At 71.0% G+C, this 19,173-nt stretch carries 18 protein-coding genes; 10 read left to right on the top strand and 8 right to left on the bottom strand.

All coding sequences use genetic code 11. The features are described 5' to 3' along the window. Positions 1-27 precede the first annotated feature (27 nt). From ACFY1J_RS27475 to hypE, 3 genes are read left to right on the top strand one after another with little or no spacing between them, the layout of a single operon-like run. Complete coding sequence (locus ACFY1J_RS27475) at positions 28-330, top strand: HypC/HybG/HupF family hydrogenase formation chaperone (protein ID WP_390709628.1); 303 nt, start codon at positions 28-30, stop codon at positions 328-330. Further along, positions 327-1,451: a hydrogenase formation protein HypD gene (hypD, locus tag ACFY1J_RS27470; RefSeq protein ID WP_390709627.1), complete on the top strand. Its 1,125-nt coding sequence runs from the start codon at positions 327-329 to the stop codon at positions 1,449-1,451. The genes ACFY1J_RS27475 and hypD overlap by 4 nt, the downstream gene beginning before the upstream one ends. Then, positions 1,444-2,514, top strand: a complete 1,071-nt coding sequence (gene hypE / locus ACFY1J_RS27465) for a hydrogenase expression/formation protein HypE (RefSeq protein ID WP_390709626.1) — start codon at positions 1,444-1,446, stop codon at positions 2,512-2,514. The genes hypD and hypE overlap by 8 nt, the downstream gene beginning before the upstream one ends. Before the next feature lie 361 nt (positions 2,515-2,875). On the opposite strand, the gene ACFY1J_RS27460 is transcribed toward hypE, so the two are convergent. Beyond that, positions 2,876-3,343 carry a hypothetical protein gene (locus tag ACFY1J_RS27460; RefSeq protein ID WP_390709624.1) on the bottom strand — a complete coding sequence of 156 codons (468 nt, stop codon included), beginning with the start codon at positions 3,341-3,343 and terminating at the stop codon, positions 2,876-2,878. A gap of 339 nt (positions 3,344-3,682) precedes the next feature. On the opposite strand from ACFY1J_RS27460, the gene ACFY1J_RS27455 reads away from it, so the two are divergent. Both ACFY1J_RS27455 and ACFY1J_RS27450 read left to right on the top strand, forming a co-directional pair. Further along, on the top strand, positions 3,683-5,032 hold the full coding sequence (locus ACFY1J_RS27455) for a transaminase (RefSeq protein ID WP_390709623.1): 1,350 nt from the start codon (positions 3,683-3,685) through the stop codon (positions 5,030-5,032). A 50-nt stretch (positions 5,033-5,082) separates the two neighbouring features. Then, positions 5,083-5,523 carry an Lrp/AsnC family transcriptional regulator gene (locus tag ACFY1J_RS27450; RefSeq protein WP_390709622.1) on the top strand — a complete coding sequence of 147 codons (441 nt, stop codon included), beginning with the start codon at positions 5,083-5,085 and terminating at the stop codon, positions 5,521-5,523. A 5-nt stretch (positions 5,524-5,528) separates the two neighbouring features. On the opposite strand, the gene ACFY1J_RS27445 is transcribed toward ACFY1J_RS27450, so the two are convergent. Beyond that, positions 5,529-6,629 carry a PP2C family protein-serine/threonine phosphatase gene (locus ACFY1J_RS27445; RefSeq protein ID WP_390709621.1) on the bottom strand — a complete coding sequence of 367 codons (1,101 nt, stop codon included), beginning with the start codon at positions 6,627-6,629 and terminating at the stop codon, positions 5,529-5,531. A gap of 224 nt (positions 6,630-6,853) precedes the next feature. Between ACFY1J_RS27445 and ACFY1J_RS27440 the strand changes: the two genes are divergently transcribed. Then, positions 6,854-7,087: a hypothetical protein gene (locus ACFY1J_RS27440; RefSeq protein ID WP_390732174.1), complete on the top strand. Its 234-nt coding sequence runs from the start codon at positions 6,854-6,856 to the stop codon at positions 7,085-7,087. Between the two features lie 57 nt (positions 7,088-7,144). On the opposite strand, the gene ACFY1J_RS27435 is transcribed toward ACFY1J_RS27440, so the two are convergent. From ACFY1J_RS27435 to tgmA, 3 genes are read right to left on the bottom strand one after another with little or no spacing between them, the layout of a single operon-like run. Continuing rightward, a complete protein-coding gene (locus tag ACFY1J_RS27435) occupies positions 7,145-8,032 on the bottom strand; it encodes a Gfo/Idh/MocA family protein (RefSeq protein ID WP_390709620.1) in 888 nt (295 codons plus the stop codon). A gap of 35 nt (positions 8,033-8,067) precedes the next feature. Then, the gene (gene tgmB, locus ACFY1J_RS27430) at positions 8,068-9,051 is read right to left on the bottom strand and encodes an ATP-grasp ribosomal peptide maturase (protein ID WP_390709619.1); all 984 of its coding nucleotides are present in this window, start codon (positions 9,049-9,051) and stop codon (positions 8,068-8,070) included. A 15-nt stretch (positions 9,052-9,066) separates the two neighbouring features. After that, positions 9,067-9,258, bottom strand: a complete 192-nt coding sequence (tgmA, locus tag ACFY1J_RS27425; protein WP_263205316.1) for a putative ATP-grasp-modified RiPP — start codon at positions 9,256-9,258, stop codon at positions 9,067-9,069. Positions 9,259-9,407: 149 nt separating this feature from the next. On the opposite strand from tgmA, the gene ACFY1J_RS27420 reads away from it, so the two are divergent. Both ACFY1J_RS27420 and tap read left to right on the top strand, forming a co-directional pair. Next, positions 9,408-9,779 (top strand): hypothetical protein, encoded by a 372-nt coding sequence (locus ACFY1J_RS27420; protein WP_390709618.1) that lies wholly within the window; start codon positions 9,408-9,410, stop codon positions 9,777-9,779. Positions 9,780-9,795: 16 nt separating this feature from the next. Then, entirely contained in the window at positions 9,796-12,210 is a 2,415-nt protein-coding gene (tap, locus tag ACFY1J_RS27415; protein WP_390709617.1) for a telomere-associated protein Tap, read from the top strand. A gap of 21 nt (positions 12,211-12,231) precedes the next feature. Here the strand turns inward: tap and ACFY1J_RS27410 are convergent, their stop codons facing one another. The 3 genes from ACFY1J_RS27410 to ACFY1J_RS27400 form a co-directional block, all read right to left on the bottom strand. Beyond that, positions 12,232-13,113: a fructosamine kinase family protein gene (locus tag ACFY1J_RS27410; RefSeq protein WP_390732150.1), complete on the bottom strand. Its 882-nt coding sequence runs from the start codon at positions 13,111-13,113 to the stop codon at positions 12,232-12,234. A gap of 26 nt (positions 13,114-13,139) precedes the next feature. Continuing rightward, on the bottom strand, positions 13,140-13,607 hold the full coding sequence (locus ACFY1J_RS27405; protein WP_390709615.1) for a hypothetical protein: 468 nt from the start codon (positions 13,605-13,607) through the stop codon (positions 13,140-13,142). A 286-nt stretch (positions 13,608-13,893) separates the two neighbouring features. After that, positions 13,894-14,775, bottom strand: a complete 882-nt coding sequence (locus tag ACFY1J_RS27400) for a hypothetical protein (RefSeq protein WP_390709614.1) — start codon at positions 14,773-14,775, stop codon at positions 13,894-13,896. 284 nt (positions 14,776-15,059) lie between these two features. Between ACFY1J_RS27400 and ACFY1J_RS27395 the strand changes: the two genes are divergently transcribed. Together ACFY1J_RS27395 and ACFY1J_RS27390 are read left to right on the top strand one after the other, a co-directional pair. Beyond that, positions 15,060-17,603 (top strand): beta-L-arabinofuranosidase domain-containing protein, encoded by a 2,544-nt coding sequence (locus ACFY1J_RS27395; protein ID WP_390709613.1) that lies wholly within the window; start codon positions 15,060-15,062, stop codon positions 17,601-17,603. Between the two features lie 161 nt (positions 17,604-17,764). Continuing rightward, positions 17,765-19,165 carry a glycoside hydrolase family 43 protein gene (locus tag ACFY1J_RS27390; RefSeq protein ID WP_390709612.1) on the top strand — a complete coding sequence of 467 codons (1,401 nt, stop codon included), beginning with the start codon at positions 17,765-17,767 and terminating at the stop codon, positions 19,163-19,165. The last annotated feature ends 8 nt before the right edge of the window (positions 19,166-19,173 follow it).

Below are 19,173 nucleotides of genomic sequence, written 5' to 3'. Positions count from 1 at the left end.
CGAACCCCCCACAGCGAGGAGAGGCCCATGTGCCTGGCGGTACCCGGCAGAGTCCTGGACATCGAGGAGCGCGACGGCACCCGGTTGGCCACCGTCGACTTCGGCGGTGTGGTCAAGGAGGTGTGCCTGGAGTACCTGCCCGACCTGCAGGTCGGCGAGTACGCCATCGTGCACGTCGGGTTCGCGCTGCAGCGGCTCGACGAGGAGTCGGCCCGGCAGACGCTCGAACTCTTTGCCGAACTCGGCATGCTCCAGGAGGAGTTCGGCGATCCCTGGGAAGCTGCCGCAGGCGCGGGAGCGACGCACGTCGCCGAGGAGGCGCGCAAGTGAAGTACATCGACGAGTTCCAGGACCCGGCGCTGGCACGGCGGCTCCTCGACGAGATCCATGCCACCGTGACCAGGCCCTGGGCGCTGATGGAGGTCTGCGGCGGGCAGACGCACTCCATCATCCGTCATGGCATCGACCAACTCCTCCCCGAACAGGTCGAGTTGATCCACGGTCCGGGCTGTCCCGTGTGCGTGACCCCGCTCGAGGTCATCGACAAGGCCCTGGAGATCGCCTCCCGGCCGGGGGTGATCTTCTGCTCCTTCGGCGACATGCTCCGGGTGCCCGGCACCGGACGGGACCTGTTCCAGGTGCGCGGCGAGGGCGGCGACGTACGGGTCGTCTACTCTCCGCTCGACGCCCTGCGGATCGCCCAGCAGAACCCGGACCGCCAGGTGGTGTTCTTCGGCATCGGCTTCGAGACGACCGCACCGCCCAACGCCATGACGGTCCACCAGGCCCGCAAGTTGGGCATCCGCAACTTCAGCCTGCTGGTCTCGCACGTGCGCGTGCCTCCCGCCATCGAGGCGATCATGCGCTCCCCGAGCTGCCGGGTGCAGGGCTTCCTGGCCGCCGGGCATGTGTGCACCGTGATGGGTATGGACGAGTATCCGGAGCTGGCGGAGCGCCACCGCGTCCCGATCGTCGTGACCGGCTTCGAACCGCTCGACATCCTGGAGGGCGTGCGCCGGACCGTGGCGCAGCTCGAGCGCGGTGAGCACACCGTCGACAACGCCTACCCCCGTGCCGTCCGCGCCGAGGGGAACCCGGCCGCGCGGGCCATGCTGGAGGACGTCTTCGAGGTCACCGACCGCGCCTGGCGGGGCATCGGCGTGATCCCCGACAGCGGGTGGCGGCTGTCCGCCAAGTACCGGGAGTACGACGCCGAGTCGCGCTTCGCCGTCGACGGCATCCGCACCTGCGAGCCGGCCGAGTGCCGCAGTGGTGAGGTCCTGCAGGGACTGCTCAAGCCGAACGAGTGCGAGGCGTTCGGCACCCGCTGCACCCCCCGCACCCCGCTCGGAGCCACCATGGTCTCCAGCGAGGGTGCCTGTGCCGCGTACTACCTCTACCGCCGTCTGGACATCACCACCGCGGCCCGGGAGGCGAGCCCCGTTGCCTGACAGCAGCTCCGACACCCTGGACCTGACCGGATGGACCTGCCCGGCCCCGCTGCGCGACCAGCCCCGGATCGTCATGGGCCACGGCGGTGGCGGCACGCTCTCCGCCGAACTGGTCCAGCACGTGTTCGCGCCCGCCTTCGGGGGCGAGGTCCTCGCTCAGCTGGGCGACGCGGCCGCGCTCTCCCTCGGCGGTGTGCGGCTGGCCTTCTCCACCGACTCCTTCGTCGTACGGCCCCTGTTCTTCCCCGGCGGCAGCATCGGCGACCTCGCCGTCAACGGCACGGTCAACGATCTCGCGATGAGCGGGGCCCGGGCCGCCTATCTCTCCTGCGGATTCATCCTGGAGGAGGGCGTGGAGCTGGAGACCGTCTCACGGGTCGCCGAGGCGCTCGGCGCGGCCGCGCGGACCGCGGGCGTCGAGGTGGCGACCGGAGACACCAAGGTGGTGGAGGCCGGCCACGGCGACGGGATCTACCTCAACACCGCCGGCATCGGCCTTGTCCCGGCGGGCGTCGACCTGCGGCCGCAGCGGGTCGTCCCCGGCGACGTCGTGATCGTCAGCGGTGCGATCGGGGTGCACGGCGTGGCCATCATGAGCGTGCGCGAAGGTCTGGAGTTCGGGGTGGAGATCGAGAGCGACTGCGCCGCGCTCGGCGGTCTCGTCGAGACCATGCTCGCCGTCACCCCGGATCTGCATGTGCTGCGCGACCCCACCCGCGGCGGACTCGCGGCCTCACTCAACGAGATCGCGGCCGCCTCGGGGACGGGCGTGGTCCTCACCGAGCGGGACGTCCCGGTCCCGCCGGAGGTGGCCAACGCCTGTGCGGTGCTGGGCCTCGACCCCTTCTACGTCGCCAACGAGGGCAAGCTCGTGGCCTTCGTGCCGCGCGAGCATGCCGACGCCGTCCTGGACGCGATGCGCGCACATCCGCTGGGCAAGGAGGCGAGGATCATCGGCGAGGCGGTGCGCGAGCACCCCGGGATGGTGGTGGCCCGCACCGGACTCGGGGGCACCCGGGTCGTCGACATGCCCCTGGGGGAGCAACTGCCGAGGATCTGCTGACCGGACCGGGGCACCCGTCGTTCCGGATGCTTGTCGTACCGGCGGGTGCCCCGATCGGGCGGCGCACTCACCCCACCCGGTGAGCGCCCGGGTGCGCGCGTACCACCGGCGCACAGAGCGCGTTGCTCCGGCACGGACCGAACCTCCGTCGCCTTCCGACACTCACAGAACCCGGAGCCTGCCGCGCCCCGCCCCGCACGGCCGACCGCCGCACTGCGGACCCGTGAGCCGATCTACGCGCAACTCGTCGCGGAGTGGCGCGCCGAGGGCCGGTCCGTGCCGGCCGACCCGGATCTGAAGTGGACCTTCCTCGCCGGACTTCCGGTGCGCATCCGGCCCGGGGTGGAGCGTCTGTGAGGCGCTATCCATCGGTTTGTGGCCCGAGGACCGCAAGGGTGCCGTTGGCCTGGCGCAGGGCCATTTCCAGGGTGCCGGGACCGTGCAGCGCGCCGGTTCCGTCGGGCGGGATCAGCCACTCCAGTGAGCGGGCCGACCGGTACGGCGGCGGTACGGCGACCCAGGAGCCCTTGGTCGCGTAGCGCAGCCCGGCGCCGACCCACTGTCCCGCCGGGTCGGGCGGCAGGAAGAAGCCGACCCGGTGCGCCGTGGTGTCCACCAGAGTCGGCCCGGGCACGGGCAGCGAGGGTCGCCACAGCAGGTCCAGGGTGAGCAGACCGAGCCGGTCGGGAACGCTCAGCACGTCCCAGAAGCGGCCGGCCTCCAGCAGCGCGATGCCCTCACCGTGGTCCCATTCCCATTTGCATGCCCGGGGGTTCGCCGCCGCCGCGGCCAGCCATTCCACGCCCTGCATCCACATCGGGTTCATCATGCACCGCTCCGGGTGATCTCCGCTCGCCTGACACGGGCGTGGGCGCGGCGTCTGTCACCGGGTAGTTCGTGCGACTTCACGCCAACACCGGATAGGCATGCTGGTAGATAGATGCACTTGGCGGAAGGGGTGGCGCGCCCTGGCGTTTCATGGCTGACGTTCGAAGATTGAGCACGGATTCGGGATGTCGGGAGAGTAATCGTTACTTCCAGTGACGATGTGAGCGCTCGATTCCAGCGCTCGGACAATCGAATCGAGCGTCAAATCTTGATGACCCAGCTGCTTCGGTCGTACGCTCCGAATGTTCCGTCGTCACTGCCGTCGCCACTGGGGAATTCCATGGACCGCACCCGTCTCCACCACCTCCTGGCCCGCGAGAGCGCCGAGGCCGAGCGCCGCAACCCGCGCTCGAAGACGGCCTACGCGCGGGCCGATCACCTCTTCGGCCGGGTGCCGATGACCTGGATGAACAAGACCGCCGGCGCCTTTCCGCGCTATCTGGCAACCGCCCGGGGAGCCCGGGTCAGCGACATCGACGGGCACGAGTACATCGACTTCTGCCTCGGTGACACGGGTGCCATGGCCGGTCACTCGCCCGCCGTGGTGGCCGAGGCGGTGCACCGCCGGTTCGCCGAGCAGGGCGGGGCCACCGCGATGCTCCCCACGGAGGACGCCGAGTGGGTCGGCGCGGAGCTGACCCGCCGCTTCGGGCTCGCGCGCTGGAGCTTCTCGCTGACCGCGACCGACGCCAACCGCTGGGCGATCCGGCTCGCCCGGGCCGTCACCGGCCGGTCCAAGATCCTCGTGAACAGCTACAGCTATCACGGCAGCGTCGACGAGTCGCTGATCGTCGTGGGCCCGGACGGCCGCGGCACCGCCCGCCCCGGCAACGTCGGCGCCCCCTGCGACGTCACCCTGACCAGCAGGGTCGCCGAGTTCAACGACCTCGCGCAGCTGGAGCGCGAGCTCGCCCATGGAGATGTCGCCGCCGTCCTCATGGAACCCGCGCTCACCAACATCGGCATCGTGCTGCCCGAACCCGGCTATCTGGCCGGCGTACGCGCTCTCACCCGGCAGTACGGCACCCTCCTCATCAACGACGAGACGCACACCTTCTCCGCCGGGCCGGGCGGCTGCACCGCCGCCTGGGACCTGGAACCCGACCTGCTGACCATCGGCAAGGCCATCGGCGGCGGTATCCCGGCCGGCGCCTACGGCCTCTCGGCCGACCTGGCCGAGCGGCTGCTCGCCCGCGACGACCTGGACCTGGTGGACATGGGCGGGGTCGGCGGCACCCTGGCGGGCAACGCGCTCTCCGTCGCCGCGATGCGAGCCACCCTGGAACACGTCCTCACCGACCAGGCGTTCGACCACATGGCCAAGCTCTCCGAACGCTTCGAGGCCGGCGTCCGCGCGGGCATCGCCGTCCACGCACTGCCCTGGTCGGTCAGCCGCCTCGGCGCCCGCACCGAGTACCGGTTCGCCGACCCGGCGCCGCGCACCGGAACCGAGTCCGAGGCCGCCGCGGACCCGGAGCTGGAGGACTTCCTCCACCTCTACCTGGCCAACCGGGGCATCCTGCTGACCCCGTTCCACAACATGGCGCTGATGTGCCCCGACACCACCGAGCAGGACGTGGACACGCACACCGAGGTCTTCGCCGCCGCCCTCGCCGAACTGAACGGCTGAGCCACGCCACTAGGGTTGACCCGAGCAGGCCAGGGGCGGAGAGGAAGCACGTGGACGAGATCGACCGGGCCATCCTGCGTGAACTGCAGACCGACGGGCGCATCGCGTACGCCGACCTCGGTCCGAAGGTCGGCCTGTCGGCCTCGGCGGCCCGGCAGCGGCTGCAGCGGCTGCTGGACGCCAAGGCCGTCCAGGTTGTCGGCGTCACCGACCCGATGGCCATGGGCGGGCAGGCCATGGCGCTGCTCGGCATCGGCGTGGACGGCGACCCGCGCGCCGTCGCCGACGCCCTGGCCGACCGCCCCGAGGTCGTCTACTCGGTGCTCACCTCGGGCGGCTTCGACCTGTTCGCCGAGGTGGTCACCCCCGGCCCGAAGGACCTGCTGGACTTCGTCAACGACGTGGTCCGGCAGATCGAGGGCGTACGGCAGGTCCAGTCCTTCCCGTACTTCGCCATCCACACCCACCGCTTCCTGTGGGACGTGGGCTGACCCGGTCAGCGCAGGTCGGGGGCGAGGACGAGCATCGTCGTGTCGTCCCGGACGGTGCCGCAGTGCCGTACGAGATCCGACCAGACCAGCTTCGTCAGCGCGGTCGAGCGGTCGCCGGCCAGCTCCGCGAGCCGCTCGGGCAGCGGATAGAAGTCGCCGGAGTCGTCCCGTGCCTCCCACACCCCGTCGGAGGCCAGGAACAGCCGGTCGCCCGGCGCGAGCGCCACCGTGACCTCCTTCGGCGGATCGACACCGACGAGACCGAGCCCCAGGGGAGTGCCCGACTCGACGCCGACCTCGCGGACCCGCCCGTCGTGCAGCAGCAGCGGAGGCGGATGACCGCAGGCCACGATCCGTACCGAGCGGGCGTCGCCGGAGAACTCCAGCAGCATGGCGGTGGCGAACAGCTCGGCATGCCGCACCCCCGCCGAGTCCACCGTCAGTCTGCGGTCCATACGGGCCGCCACCGACTCCAGATCGGGCTGGTCGAGCACCGCCTCCCGGAAGGCTCCGAGCAGTGACACCACCGTCGCCACGGCCGACAGCCCGTGCCCCTGCACATCGCCCATCACCGCCCGGACACCGTACGGCCCGTCACGCACGTCGAAGAAGTCCCCGCCGACCAGCGTCCCGTGCTGGGCGGCCCGGTACAGCCCCGTGCACCTGATCCTCCCGACCCGCTCCGGCAGCGGCGGCGCGACGGCACGCTGCACCACCTCGGCGACCGTCCGCTCCGTGACCAGCTGGGCGTCCCGGTGACTTCGCACATAGGACACGAACACACTCAGTACGGCCACGAAGCTGATGGTGAGCAGATCGGCGTCGCCCGGCCGGTTCAGATGGGTGGCCGGTATGTGCAGCACCACGATGACCAGGGCCCCGAGCAGCGCGGTGGCCAGCGGGCCGTACGACAGGACGGCCAGCGGCGGGATCGCGCCCAGCAGGAACCCCAGGTCGAGGTAGTTGTGACTGCTGACAGTGATCACGACGACGGCCACGAGCAGGGCCACGGGCAGCACCCGCACCCACAGCGGCGGCGGAGCGCCCCGCAGCCAGCTGCGCTCGTCCCGGTACTGGCGCGACCAGTGCCCGCCCACCGTCCTCACAAGCCCAAGCTACGCCCCCGCACGGTTCCGGGCCCGCCCGCGAGAAAGCGATGGACGTGTGCGTACGCGCCCGCTCACCGTGTGACACCACGCCCGACGACCGGACGGAAGGAGGCGAGTGCCATGAGGTTCACGACCGACCAGCGCTCCCTTCCCGTTGCCCGGGCGTGCCACATCTGACCTGACCGGGAGCGCTCCACGACGTACGCATCCCGGAGGAATCCATGACCGGTCCGGTCATCCACACGCTCGACGAGAGCACCGGCCATGTCTTCGACACCATGCCCGACCCGCTGCGCACGCGTGACGCGTCCCGGTCGGCCCGGCACCGCCCCGACTGGATGCGTGTCGCCCTGCGCGACGAGATCCGGCGCCGGGTGTCCCTGTCCTCGCCGGACGGGCCCGTCCCCGAGTTCCTGCTGCATAGAGGGGGACCGGGCCTGGTTCCGGTGGAGTGACGAACCGTTCGACGAGGGCTGAGACGAGGACTGAGACGCAGCGTGAACGGACGCGGCCTATGCCGTCTTGCCGTTGAGGCGGGCCTCGGCCGTCGTGAGTATCTCGGTGACCCGCAGGCCGAACGCCGCGTCGCAGGAGTGCGGGCGGCCCGTGCGGGCGGCCGTGAGGAGGGCGTCGGCGGCTCGGGTGAGGGCCGGGACCGCCCCTTCCGAGCTGCGTGGCAGGAGGGTCACTCCCGCCTCGCCCCGGAGTTCGACCACCGCCCCGGCCGCCGCGGGCGGGGCGGTGAGGCTCAGGGTCAGGGTGCTCGACGTGCCGGTGACATGGTCGAGGACGAGGTGGACGGTGTCTCCGGGACCGTGGGCCGCGGCCGTCACCTCGCGGACGTCGCCGAGGACCGGCAGGAGCACGGACAGCGCGTGCGGGCCCACGTCCCACAGCGCGCCCTTCGCCCGGCGCCAGGGCGAGGCGGCGAACGGGCTGTCGCTGGTGAACACCGCGCCGAGCCATTCCGCCCGGGCGGTGAACCAACCCGCGACGGCGGCCTGTTCGTCGATCCAGGCCTGCGGCTCCTGCTGGAACCGTGTGGTGAAGAACACCACGGACGCGACACCGGCCCGCTCGGCCGCCTCGACCACCGCCCGTCCGTCGGCGACGTCCAGGGCGAGCGGTTTGTCCAGCAGCAGATGACAGCGCGCCCGGGCTGCGCGCACCGCCAGGTCCGCCTGCACGGTGGGCGGCAGCGCCACGGCCACCGCGTCCACATCGTCGAGCAGAGCGTCCACGTCGTCGTACGCACGCGTGCCGTACTGCTCGGCCAGCGCCGAGGCGGCCTGCGGGCGGCGGCCCCACACCCCGGTGAAGTCCAGTTCACCGTGGCCGCTCAGCGCGGGGGCGTACGCCGCCTGCGCCCACGGTCCGGTCCCGAGCAGTCCCACGCGCATGCGGTGGCCCCTTCCCGATGTCGTTGCCAGTTCGGTCAAGGAGCCATTCTCCCGCCGCCGTTGAGGTACGGACGTGCGGGTTCGGCGTCCTGCGCCAGCCACTGCGCGATGGAGCGGGCGATCGGCTGCCCGGTGTCCATCTCCACGAAGCCGAACTGGCCGGACTGGTTGCACTCCAGGAACCACCAGATCCCGTCGGCGTCCTCCGCGAAGTCGAAGGCCCCGTAGGCGATTTCGGCCTGCTTCATATAGGTGTGGACGGCTTCCGCGGTACGTGGGGGCACGTCCACGGGAACCCAGGGGGCGGCGGACGGGGCGAAGCGCACGTCCACGTCGTCGGGGTCGGCGTCCGGGGCGACCGGCTTGCGCGCGGCGAGCAGCCGGTCGCCGACGACGGTGAGCCGTATGTCGGCGCGCTTTCCGACCCGTCGCTGCAGCAGGGTCGGCCCGAAGGCGACGGCCGAGAAGTCGGTGTCCGGCGCGACCCGGCTGGTCGGCACCGCCCGGGGCGGCTCCTGCGGATGCGCGCCGGAGACCGGCTTGACCACCAGGTCCGGGAAGCGCTCCGCGAACTCCCGGGCCGCCTGCGGAAAGGTCGTGATGAGGGTGGCCGGCACCGGCAGTCCGCTGCGCTGGGCCAGCTTCAGCTGCCAGGGCTTGTGCCGGGCCCGGCGAGCGGCGTCGGGATGGTTCATCCAGCGGGCGTCGGTGGAGCGCAGCAGGCCGTACAGCGCCTGGGAGGACTCCTCGGTCAGCCAGGCGGTCGGGTGGGCGGCCCGGGAGGCCGCGACTCCCGGTCTGCGCACCCAGATGGAGCGCAGACCGTTCATGCTCACCAGGCGGCCCGCGATGGACAGGTGTCCACGGCTGACGCCCTGCACATACTCGCCCGAGAGGGCGACCCGGCTGGTGAGATCGGCGGGATCGAGTCGGACCACGGGCACACCGGCCTCGTTGAGCCGGAGGACCACCATGTCCGCCGTCACGTCCTCGTCGGAAGTCAGGATGAGCACGGTCATCGGAGGGATCCGCGGTCAGTCGTCGAAGTGCGTCTTGGAACCGGCCGTGGAGGTCGTGGTCCCCAGCGCTCTTAGCGTTGCGTGATCGGTCGCAGCGATCCGGCCATCGGGGAACACGTTCAACTGCAGTCCGGAGTCGTACGCGTACGGAGCGGTGACTTCCAACTGCACTGCGGGGCGCGCGTAGTTGAGCGTGAACGGTTGCATGGTCTCTCCCTGTTCAAAGCTTCCATGCACTTATACGAATCGAACGCCTGGTTGGTTTCCTTACTCTGAGTAATCTCAGCCCGATTTAAGCTGCCGTTAAGGAACCAACAGAACGTTGTTTCGTTGGATGGCTGGGATAGCATGCCCGCATGGCACATGACGCCCAGGACGACGAGGCCCGCAGGCGGCTGTCCGCCCTGGGGGACCGTCCCGTCGACGACGGTGCCCCGGCACACCGGCTCGCCCGGGACGCGGCACTGCTCGGACGGCTGCTGACGGCCGCCGACACCCCGGTGCCGGAGGTGACGGTGGACGACGTCGGCGCGGCACTGAGCCTCTTCGACGATCTGCGCCATCAACTGGACCGGCTGGAGAGTCAGGTGGTCATGGAGGCGCGGCGGCGCGGCATGGACTGGCGGCAGATCGCCGGGTACCAGGGACTGAACTCCTCCCAGGCCGCCTCGCAGCGCCATCAGCGGCTGACGACCCGGCTCGAAGAGATCCGCCAGGGCGTCAGGTAGAAAGACGGATGTGGAAATGACGGACCAGCCCGATGAGCTGTTCGCGGCTGTCGACTCCCTGCTCGCCGCCGTCGACGGCGGCACCGTGCTTCCCGCTCCCGCGGAGCGGGTGAGGCTGCGTGAGACGGCCGGGCTGACGCAGGCCGCCGTGGCCCAGGCGCTCGGGGTACGGGTGCCGAGCATCGAGGCCTGGGAGGCGGGCCGCGCCGAGCCCAGGGGCGAACGCCTGGAGGCCTACCGCCGGCTCCTCGACGGCCTGGCCCACCGCTATCCGGCCGCGCCGCCTCCCGCACCGGCGACGGGCGCGGGTCCCGGATCCCCGCACGCGCCCGCGGCGGACCCGGCCTTGAGCGGACCGCCGTCGCACGCGCGAGGACTGACCGCCTCGGGCACGAGCCCGGAGCGCGGGCGGGCCGCCGTCGAGGACGGGGCGCCGCCATGCGACTCGGGCGACCGCGGAGAGGCGGCCGTCGGGCATCAGGCGTCGGCCATGGGCGGTGGGCAGCCGTCCGCCGGGCAGAGTCCGGCCGGTGGCGCGAGTGCCGGGCAGCGGCCCGCCGGGGACGAGGCCGAGACGGGACGGTCCGGCGTGGAGTCGTCAGGCGGGGAGTCGTCCGGCGCGCGCCCGGCATCGGGAGCGGCCGGGCGCGGACCGGCTCCGGCGTCGCGCCGTCCGGCCGCTAGGAAGGGCGCGGCCAAGGCCCCCCGGAACACCCCACGGAACACCCCTAAGTCCGCCCCCGCCGAGACCGCCGACCCCCGCTTCGCGCACGGCCCCCTCGCCGTGGTCGACGCGGCCGACGGTGAGGTCAACGCGTACTGCGTCGGCGGGCTGGTCCTCGACGTGCCCGCGAAGTCGCTCCCGGCGCTGGTGGAGTGGACGCTGGCCGAGGCGATGCTCGGGCAGCCGCGGCTGCATCGCTCGGGCAAGGACGCGGACCCCCTCGTCGTACTGACCGCGGCGGCCTGCGAGCGCTACGGGCTGCCCGCCGAACTGAGCGACGAGGAGCGCCTGGCGGGCCGTATCCCGGAGTCCCACAGGGCGGTCCGGCAGCTGAAGAAGGCCGACTGGCAGCTCACCAAGCGCGGATTCGGCCCATGGGCCCGTATCTACCGGCCCGCCCAGGGCGGCCGGCGCAACTGCGTCCAGCTCTGCATTCCCGCCTGGCACGCCCTGGACGCCCGGCACTGGGGCGACGCCGCCGAACTGCCGCCCGTCGAACTCGCCCGTATCCTCGGCACCTATGCAGACAGGGTCCTCACCCCACGCGGCTCCACCGCCGTCACCGGCCTGGAGCTGATGACCGCGCTGCACCCGCCCACCCGCGCGGTGAAGGACGACCACGACCAGTGGGTGTCCGCCCCGAACCCGGGCGCGCTGACCCGGGCGGTGGACTGCGCCCCGTGCGAGGCCCCCGACGGCCATCCGCTCCTCGCCCATCTGCCGCGCTTCCACCAGCGCACCCCGGCCGAGATCCTGCGCGAGGAGGCCTACGACTGGGCCCGGCCGCTGACCGACGAGGAGTGCATGCAGCCGTACCTCGTCGGGATCGACGTCAACATGGCCTTCGCGGCGGCCGCCAACCGCACCGTCGTCGGCCTCGGCGCGCCGGTCCATGCGCACAACCCCGCCTTCGACGCGTCGCTGCCCGGTTCCTGGCTGGTCGACCTCTCCCACATCCGGCTCGACCCGCGCCTGCCGAGCCCGTTCACCCCGGACGGCGACGCGCCGCTCGGCCCGGCCTGGTACGCGACGCCGACCGTGGCGTACGCGCAGGAACTCGGCTATGAGGTCGCCCCGTTGGAGGCGTACGTCCGTCCCGAGCACGGCCCGTACCTGGACGCCTGGTACACCCGTCTGCGTGACGCGTACGTCGCGACCATGGCCGACCTCGGCGTGACCACCGGCATGACGCCCGAGGAGTTCCTGGCCGCGATGGACGGCCACAAGGACCGGGATCCGCAGCTGGCCCTGGTGCTGGCGGCGATCAAGGCCACGGTCAAGGGCGGCATCGGAAAGCTGCGCGAGCGGGCCCGCACCGGATGGCGCCCGGGGGAGCGCTGGCCGGCGCTGGAACGGCCGACGTGGCGGCCCGACATCCGTGCCGCCGTCATCTCCAAGGCCCGCATCAACATGCACCGCAAGATGCTCGCCACCGCCCGGACGACCGGGCAGTACCCGGTGGCGGTGCTGTCCGACTGCGCGGTGTACGCCTCCGACGGGCCCGGGCCACTCGACTTCCTGCCCTACAAGGACGGCAAGCCCCTGCCCGGCGGCTTCCGGATCGGGGTGAGTCCGGGCATGGTCAAGCACGAGGGCACCCAGAGCGTGCTGTGGGCGGAGGGGCTGCGCGAGGAGCACGGCGACCACCTCAACCTGGCCCGCTACATCAAGTCCGGCCAGATCCAGCTCCCGGACGCGGGGGAGTAGTCCGGCCGTCCCTCGGTCCGGTCAGGCCGCCGCGGCCCGGCGGGCGACCGCGAGGGCCTGTTTTGCGTATCCCCGGCCGAACAGCACCGCGTGCACCAGCAGCGGGAACAGTTGATGCACGCCGATGCGGTCCGCCCAGCCCTCGGCCAGGGGCGCGGTCTCCCGGTAGCCCTCCAGTACGCGGTCCAGGTGGGGGCAGCCGAAGAGGTGCAGCATCGCCAGGTCGGTCTCGCGGTGTCCGCCGTGCGCGGCCGGGTCGATGAGCCAGACATGACCGTCGGCTCCCCACAGCACATTGCCGTGCCACAGGTCGCCGTGCAGCCGGGCGGGCGGCTCGGCGGGGCCCGCGAGCTCCGGCAACCGCTCGCAGACGCGCTCGACGACGGTGGCCTCGCCGGGGCGGACCGTGCCGTTGTCGACGGCGTCGCGCAGATAGGGCAGCACGCGGTACTCGGCGTACCAGCGCGGCCAGTCGGCGCCGGGGACGTTGCGCATGGGGGCCAGACCGATGTACGCCTCCACCGGGCCGTCGGGCGGCGGGGCGCCGAACGCCGGTGCCCCGGCGGTGTGCAGGGCGGCCAGCTCACGGCCGAAACGCAGCGCCGCTTCGGCGCCGGGACGTCCGTCCGGGATGCGGTCGATCACCATCCACCGCTCGTCGTGACCGTGCACATGCGCCACACGGACCGCTTCGGCGGCGGCCAGCCACCGCAGCCCGGCCACCTCGGCCCGTACGGCGCCCGGGCCGTGATCACCACGCTTGGCGATCACGGCCCGGCCTCCATCGAGCATTACCTCGGCAAGGTTCCCCGACAACGCCCGCACACTGGTGACCGGACGACCGGTGAGCCGGGACACCGCGGTGCCCGGCCCCTCGCCCGCTGTTTCGCCGCGCTCGACCACGGCCACCAGCGTACGGTCCGAGGGGATCAGCTGCCCCAGGTCCCCTGGTCCGAGGCGCAGTTCCAGCCCGTGCCCTTCAGGGTGAATTTCACCTTGTAGGTGTGGGTGTTGAGCAGGTGCGTCGGCACCTTGACGCCGAGGCTGGCCTTCTTCTTCAGCGTCAGGGTGTACACCGACACGACCTTGGTCGTGTTCTTGGTGATCTTGCCACCCGTGGGCTTGGCCGTGCCGAAGCGGATGTTCTTCACGTCGGTGACCGTGAAGGTGACCTTCGAGAAGCTCTTGGTCGTGCTCTTGTTCTTGAGCCCGAAGTACAGGCCGCCGTTGGTGACCCAGCCGTGCGAGTCGACGTAGAAGCGGCTCGGATACACGAGGTTGATCGGGCAGCCGGAGCTCGTCGACGCCGAGGTCTGCGCGGACGCGGCTCCCGCGAGGCCGAGCTGAGCGGCGGTGACGATTCCGACCGCGGCCAGGACCGTGGTGGACGTGCGCATGCGATTCACTGTGGTGTTACCTCCCCCTGTGGCCCGGACGGGCCCGGACGGCACAATCTCATCTCCGGCATCCCGAAGACGTCTGAATTACACGGCACTTCGACGGTTCCTACGACTGTTTTCCGCCAATCCCCCGTCCGTCACCCTGATGCGGTGTCGAAGGCCGATCCCGACGGGAAACGGCCGCGCCGGCTGCGGCGTGTGCGCACCATAGCCGGCGACGAGGCCTGGCCGGTTTCCTCCCGTCGCCTGCGCCAACAGGTCCTGACGGATGACCGGTTCTCGCTCAAGGACACCTCGGCGCCGGGCCAGGCCGGGGCACGCCGACCGGGTTGCCGGAAGGCAGCACCCCGGAGTCCCAGACGGTCCGGGCCAGTGGTTCGAGGAGGTCGGCGAGGCGCTCGGTGCGGTCCGCGCCCAGAGCGGTCCACGGTCGCTCGGCGGCTGCGTCGGTCTGCGCCTCGACGGCCGCGCGCCCGGCGGTGCCTGCCGGGGTCAGAGCCCCGTCCTCCCCGAGCCACCCGCGTTCGCGCAGTGCGCTCTCGGCCGCCTGCCATGCCGAGGCCTCCCACTTGCGGGTGTCCCGCAGTATGTCCCGGTCCCCTTCACTTGCGGCCGCCTTCAGCGCCATCGCCTCGACCGGGCCCAGCCCCTGACCCACCAGAACCGCGAAGTGCCCGTCGCCCCGGTGCTCCCGGAGCGTGGTCAGGGCCTGCCAGAGCCGTACATGCGCCGGCGCGGGACGGTCCAGGGCCTGGTTGGCGGCGGCGAGTACGCGACCGGCCGTGTCCGCGGCCGTGGCCGCCTCCCAGGCCAGATCGGCGGCCTCGGTCATCTCCGACGAGTTGACGACGTCCGCGCCGAACAGCCGGGTCATCGCGGCGTCCATCGCCTGCTGCCGCGCCGCGAGGGCGTCGGCCGGGCCGGCGTATCCCCATGCGTCGGGCAGCGCCCGCGCCACGCGGTCGGGATGGAAGACATAGAAGGATCCGGTCACGACGCAGGCGGGCACCGCACCGAGCGGCGCCGCGCGCAGCGCGAAGTACCCCATCCAGAAGCCGCGCATCCCGAGCCCGTCCGCGGCTTCACGTGCCTCCGGAGTGAAGTAGACGAGGTCGTGCACCGGCTCGTACCGCTCCCACATCGCCCGCGACATCCCGTCGCCCATGGCTTCCTCCCCGTTCCTCGGCCTGCACCGTCCGGTCCGCACGATCATGACTCGTGCCCGGAACAGCGTGCGCCATGACCACGACCACAACAAGTCCCGGCCCGGACGCGTGAGTCCGGCTCAGCAGGTCTCCCGGGTGTCCCCGGGTGTCATTGACATCAGGAGTCAGTCCTCTACCGTAGAGCCCTGCACAGCATGTCGCACAGTCTTCGATATTTCGAACAAGCGCCAGTGGGGCGGGGACGGGACTCTCCGCCCCATGTCATCGACATGCGGAGGATTTCGTGATCCCACCTCTTGGCAGACGGACCTTCCTCGCCGCTGCCGGTGCGGCCGCCGCCCTGAACCTGACGGGCGGCCCCGCGGCCCACGCGGCACAACGCCCCACCGCCGCGCGCCCGGTGAACGCCCCACAGGTGCAGCCCTTCCCCCTCGGCGCGGTCTCCCTGCTGGCCGGGCCGTTCAAGGACAACCAGAGCCGCAACACCGCCTATCTGCGCTTCGTCGACATCGACCGCCTGCTGCACACCTTCCGTCGCAACGTCGGTCTGCCCAGTACCGCCCGGCCCTGCGGCGGCTGGGAGGGGCCCTCGGTCGAGCTGCGCGGACACTCCACCGGCCATCTGCTCTCCGGTCTCGCCCTCACCCACGCCAACACCGGGGACACCGCGTTGCGCGACAAGGGCCGTCAACTGGTCGCCGAGCTGGCCGTGTGCCAGACCGCGTCGCAGTCGGCGGGCCTCGGCAAGGGCTACTTGTCCGCCTTTCCGGAGAGCTTCTTCGACCGGCTGGAGGCCGGAACGGGCGTCTGGGCCCCGTACTACACCCTGCACAAGATCATGGCGGGACTCGTCGACCAGTACCGGCTGGCGGGAAACGGCCAGGCCCTGGACGTGGTCCTCGGCATGGGCGCATGGGTCGACCGGCGCACCGCCAAGCTGAGCCACGATCAGATGCAGCGCGTGCTGGAGACCGAGTTCGGCGGCATGAACGACGTACTCGCCGATCTGCACACGATCACCGGCGACTCCGTCTGGCTGGACGTCGCCGAGCGCTTCACACACGCGCGGGTCTTCGACCCGCTGGCCGCGAACGAGGACCGGCTGGCCGGGCTGCACGCCAACACACAGATCCCGAAGATGGTCGGGGCGATGCGGCTGTGGCAGGAGGGCCTGCCCGAGCGCTACCGCACCATCGCCGAGAACTTCTGGCGGATCGTCACCGATCATCACACCTATGTCATCGGCGGCAACAGCAACGGCGAGGCCTTCCACGAACCGGACGTCATCGCGGGCCAGTTGTCCAACGGCACCTGCGAGAACTGCAACAGCTACAACATGCTCAAGCTGACCAGGCTGCTGCACCTCCACGCCCCGGACCGCACCGACCTCCTCGACTACTACGAGCGCACCCTGTTCAACCAGATGCTCGGCGAGCAGGACCCCGAATCCGCGCACGGCTTCAACATCTACTACACCGGTCTCGCTCCCGGCGCGTTCAAGCAGCAGCCCTCGTTCATGGGCACGGACCCCGACGCCTACTCCACCGACTACGACAACTTCTCCTGCGACCACGGCACCGGCATGGAGACCCAGGCCAAGTTCGCCGACACGATCTACACGCACGACGAACAGCGGCTGCTGGTCAACCTGTTCATCCCGTCCCAGGTCGACTGGCGGGAGAAGGGCATCACCTGGCGGCAGACCACGAACCTGCCCGACGCCTCCTCGACCGTGCTCACCGTCGCCGCCGGAGGTGCCGCACACCAGTTGGTGGTCCGCGTCCCCGCCTGGGCCTTGGGTGCCCGGGTGAGGCTCAACGGACGCACCCTCTCCGACCGCCCGGCGGCGGGCAGTCGGCTGACCCTGGACCGCACCTGGCGCACCGGCGACCGCGTCGAGGTCGCGCTGCCCATGCGGACGACCGTGGAGGCGACACCCGACGACCCCGACGTCCGGGCCGTCCTGTACGGACCCGTGGTCCTGGCCGGCGCCTACGGAGACACCGCCAACCCCTGGCTGCCGCGGCTCGACATCGCCTCGATCCGCCGGACATCGGCCGACCCGCTGCGCCTGACGGCGACCGCCGACGGCAGGACCGTCCCCCTGTTGCCGATCGCCCGCGTCCATCACCAGCACTACAACGTCTACTGGCTGACCGGCCGACCACCCGCCGCGCCCCCCGAGTTCGCGGCCTGGCACCCCTTCGACGAGACCTCCGGCACGACGGCCGCCGACGCCACCGGCAACGGAGGGGCCGCGTCGCTCGCCGGGGGCGCGTCCTGGACGCAGGGCCACATTGCCGGTGCCGTGGCCCTGGACGGCGACGACGGCCATGTCGCCCTCGCCGAGGACCTGTTGGCCGGAGCGTCCGCATACTCGGTCGCGACCTGGGTCAGCCTGACCGGGCAGCCGGCGACCTGGAGCCGGGTGTTCGACTTCGGCACCGGTGTGAGCGCCAACATGTTCCTGACCCCGCGCAGCGACGCCGGCACCTTCCGGTACGCCATCACCGCCGGAGGCGGAGGAGCCGAGCAGCGCATCGACGCCGACCCACTGCCCACCGACCGCTGGGTGCACGTGGCCGTGACGTACGGCGCGGGAACCGCCGTGCTCTACGTGGACGGCCGGGAAGTGGGCCGGAACGCGGCGGTCACGGTCGAACCGCGCTACTTCGGCAACCACATCCGGAACGGCTACATCGGCAGGTCCCAGTATCCCGACCCGTATCTGAAGGCGGCGGTGGACGACTTCCGGGTGTACGGCAGGACACTGACGGCCGCCGAGGTCACGGCACTGGCCCAGGGGGCAAGTGGCACACAGGCTTGACTTCCGTGTGGCAGAAGGATTGACGCGCCACATCTGCCCCTCTAGTTTCTGATCGGTTCACCGAACCTTGTTCGGCATCTCGAACCTCTCCCTGAACTCCTCGAACTCCTCGAACTCCTCGAACATTTCGAACGGCTCTACACGTCCCCCCTGGAGAGCAGATGTGCGCTGACCCCCACCCCGCCATGCCGTCGCGACGGCTCTTCCTCGGCATGGCGGCGGCCGTGCCCCTGGCCGCGGCAACCGATCTGACACTCGGGGCGCGCCCCGCGCACGCCGCCGACTCGGCCTACGTCATGGGGTACTTCACCGAGTCACCGAACGGCACCGGCACCGACTACGGCCTCCATCTGGCCGTCAGCACGGACTCGCTGCGCTGGATGCCGCTGAACCAGAACAACCCCGTGGTCACGCCCACCGAGGGGGCGCTCGGACTGCGCGACCCGTTCATCCTGCGCAAGCAGAACGGCGCCTTCGTCGTGCTCGCGACCGACCTCAAGGGCACCGACTGGAGCTATGTCAGCCAGTACATCCACGTCTGGGACTCGGCCGACCTGCGCACCTTCACCGGCTACCGCCGGCTGAAGCTCCACGACATGAACACCCACAGCTGGGCCCCGGAGGCGTTCTGGGACGCGGGACGCGGACAGTACGCGATCATCTACTCGGCCGTGAACTCCAGCGGCCACAACGTGATCATGGTGAACCACACCACCGACTTCCGGACCGTCACAACCCCGCAGGTCTTCTTCGACCCCGGCTACGACGTCATCGACGGCGACATGGCGGTGGACATCAACGGCGTCAACTACCTCTACTTCAAGAGCAGTTCCGCCCAGGCGCTGGTGGGTGCCAAGTCCTCCTCGCTCGACCCCGGCAGCTTCACCGCCTTCAGCACACCGGTCGCCCACGGCGGCACCGAGGCCCCGATCCTCGTCAAGTCCCAGACGTCGGGCGCCTGGTACCTGTGGGGAGACACCTACACCCCCAACGGCGTTTTCTACGCCTGGCAGAGCACCGACCTCGCCGCGGGTACCTGGACCGCCCTGGACCAGCGTGCCTACACCCAGCCGGTCAACTCCAAGCACGGTTCCATCCAGCCGATCACCACCACCGAGTACACCGACCTCGTGGCCAAGTGGGGTGCCCCCGCCTGGAACCGGCTCAAGTCCTACAACTACCCGGACCGTTACGTCCGCCACTCCAACTACATCGGCCGGATCGACGCCTACCCCTTCGATCCGTACACCGACTCCCAGTGGAAGCTCGTGCCCGGTCTGGCCGACAGCGCGGGTGTCTCCTTCCAGTCGGCCAACTACCCGACCCGCTATCTGCGGCACTACAACTACCAACTGCAACTCGACACCGACGACGGCACCTCGACGTTCGCCCAGGACGCCACGTTCTACAAGACCGCGGGCCTCGCCGACGCCACCTGGACGTCGTTCCGCTCGTACAACTTCCCCACCCGCTACATCAGGCACTCCAACTACGTCCTGCGCATCGACCCCGTCTCCACGGCCACCGAGAAGGCAGACGCCACCTTCTCCATCGGCTACTGAGCCCAGGC

Origin of the sequence: Streptomyces sp. NPDC001406 (assembly GCF_042895285.1) — a bacterium.
Classification (GTDB): Bacteria; Actinomycetota; Actinomycetes; order Streptomycetales; family Streptomycetaceae; genus Streptomyces.
The sequence above is the reverse complement of the archived record's forward strand: the minus strand, read 5'-3'. Positions and strand labels throughout refer to the sequence as shown.

Excerpts from the sequence above, each read along its gene's own strand:
- ACFY1J_RS27475 (WP_390709628.1), top strand. The coding sequence starts at position 28 with ATGTGCCTGGCGGTACCCGGCAGAGTCCTGGACATCGAGGAGCGCGAC.
- ACFY1J_RS27460 (WP_390709624.1), bottom strand. The coding sequence starts at position 3,343 with ATGATGAACCCGATGTGGATGCAGGGCGTGGAATGGCTGGCCGCGGCG.
- ACFY1J_RS27455 (WP_390709623.1), top strand. The coding sequence starts at position 3,683 with ATGGACCGCACCCGTCTCCACCACCTCCTGGCCCGCGAGAGCGCCGAG.
- ACFY1J_RS27440 (WP_390732174.1), top strand. The coding sequence starts at position 6,854 with ATGACCGGTCCGGTCATCCACACGCTCGACGAGAGCACCGGCCATGTC.
- ACFY1J_RS27435 (WP_390709620.1), bottom strand. The coding sequence starts at position 8,032 with ATGCGCGTGGGACTGCTCGGGACCGGACCGTGGGCGCAGGCGGCGTAC.
- tgmB (WP_390709619.1), bottom strand. The coding sequence starts at position 9,051 with ATGACCGTGCTCATCCTGACTTCCGACGAGGACGTGACGGCGGACATG.
- tgmA (WP_263205316.1), bottom strand. The coding sequence starts at position 9,258 with ATGCAACCGTTCACGCTCAACTACGCGCGCCCCGCAGTGCAGTTGGAA.
- ACFY1J_RS27420 (WP_390709618.1), top strand. The coding sequence starts at position 9,408 with ATGGCACATGACGCCCAGGACGACGAGGCCCGCAGGCGGCTGTCCGCC.
- tap (WP_390709617.1), top strand. The coding sequence starts at position 9,796 with ATGACGGACCAGCCCGATGAGCTGTTCGCGGCTGTCGACTCCCTGCTC.
- ACFY1J_RS27405 (WP_390709615.1), bottom strand. The coding sequence starts at position 13,607 with ATGCGCACGTCCACCACGGTCCTGGCCGCGGTCGGAATCGTCACCGCC.
- ACFY1J_RS27400 (WP_390709614.1), bottom strand. The coding sequence starts at position 14,775 with ATGGGCGACGGGATGTCGCGGGCGATGTGGGAGCGGTACGAGCCGGTG.
- ACFY1J_RS27390 (WP_390709612.1), top strand. The coding sequence starts at position 17,765 with ATGTGCGCTGACCCCCACCCCGCCATGCCGTCGCGACGGCTCTTCCTC.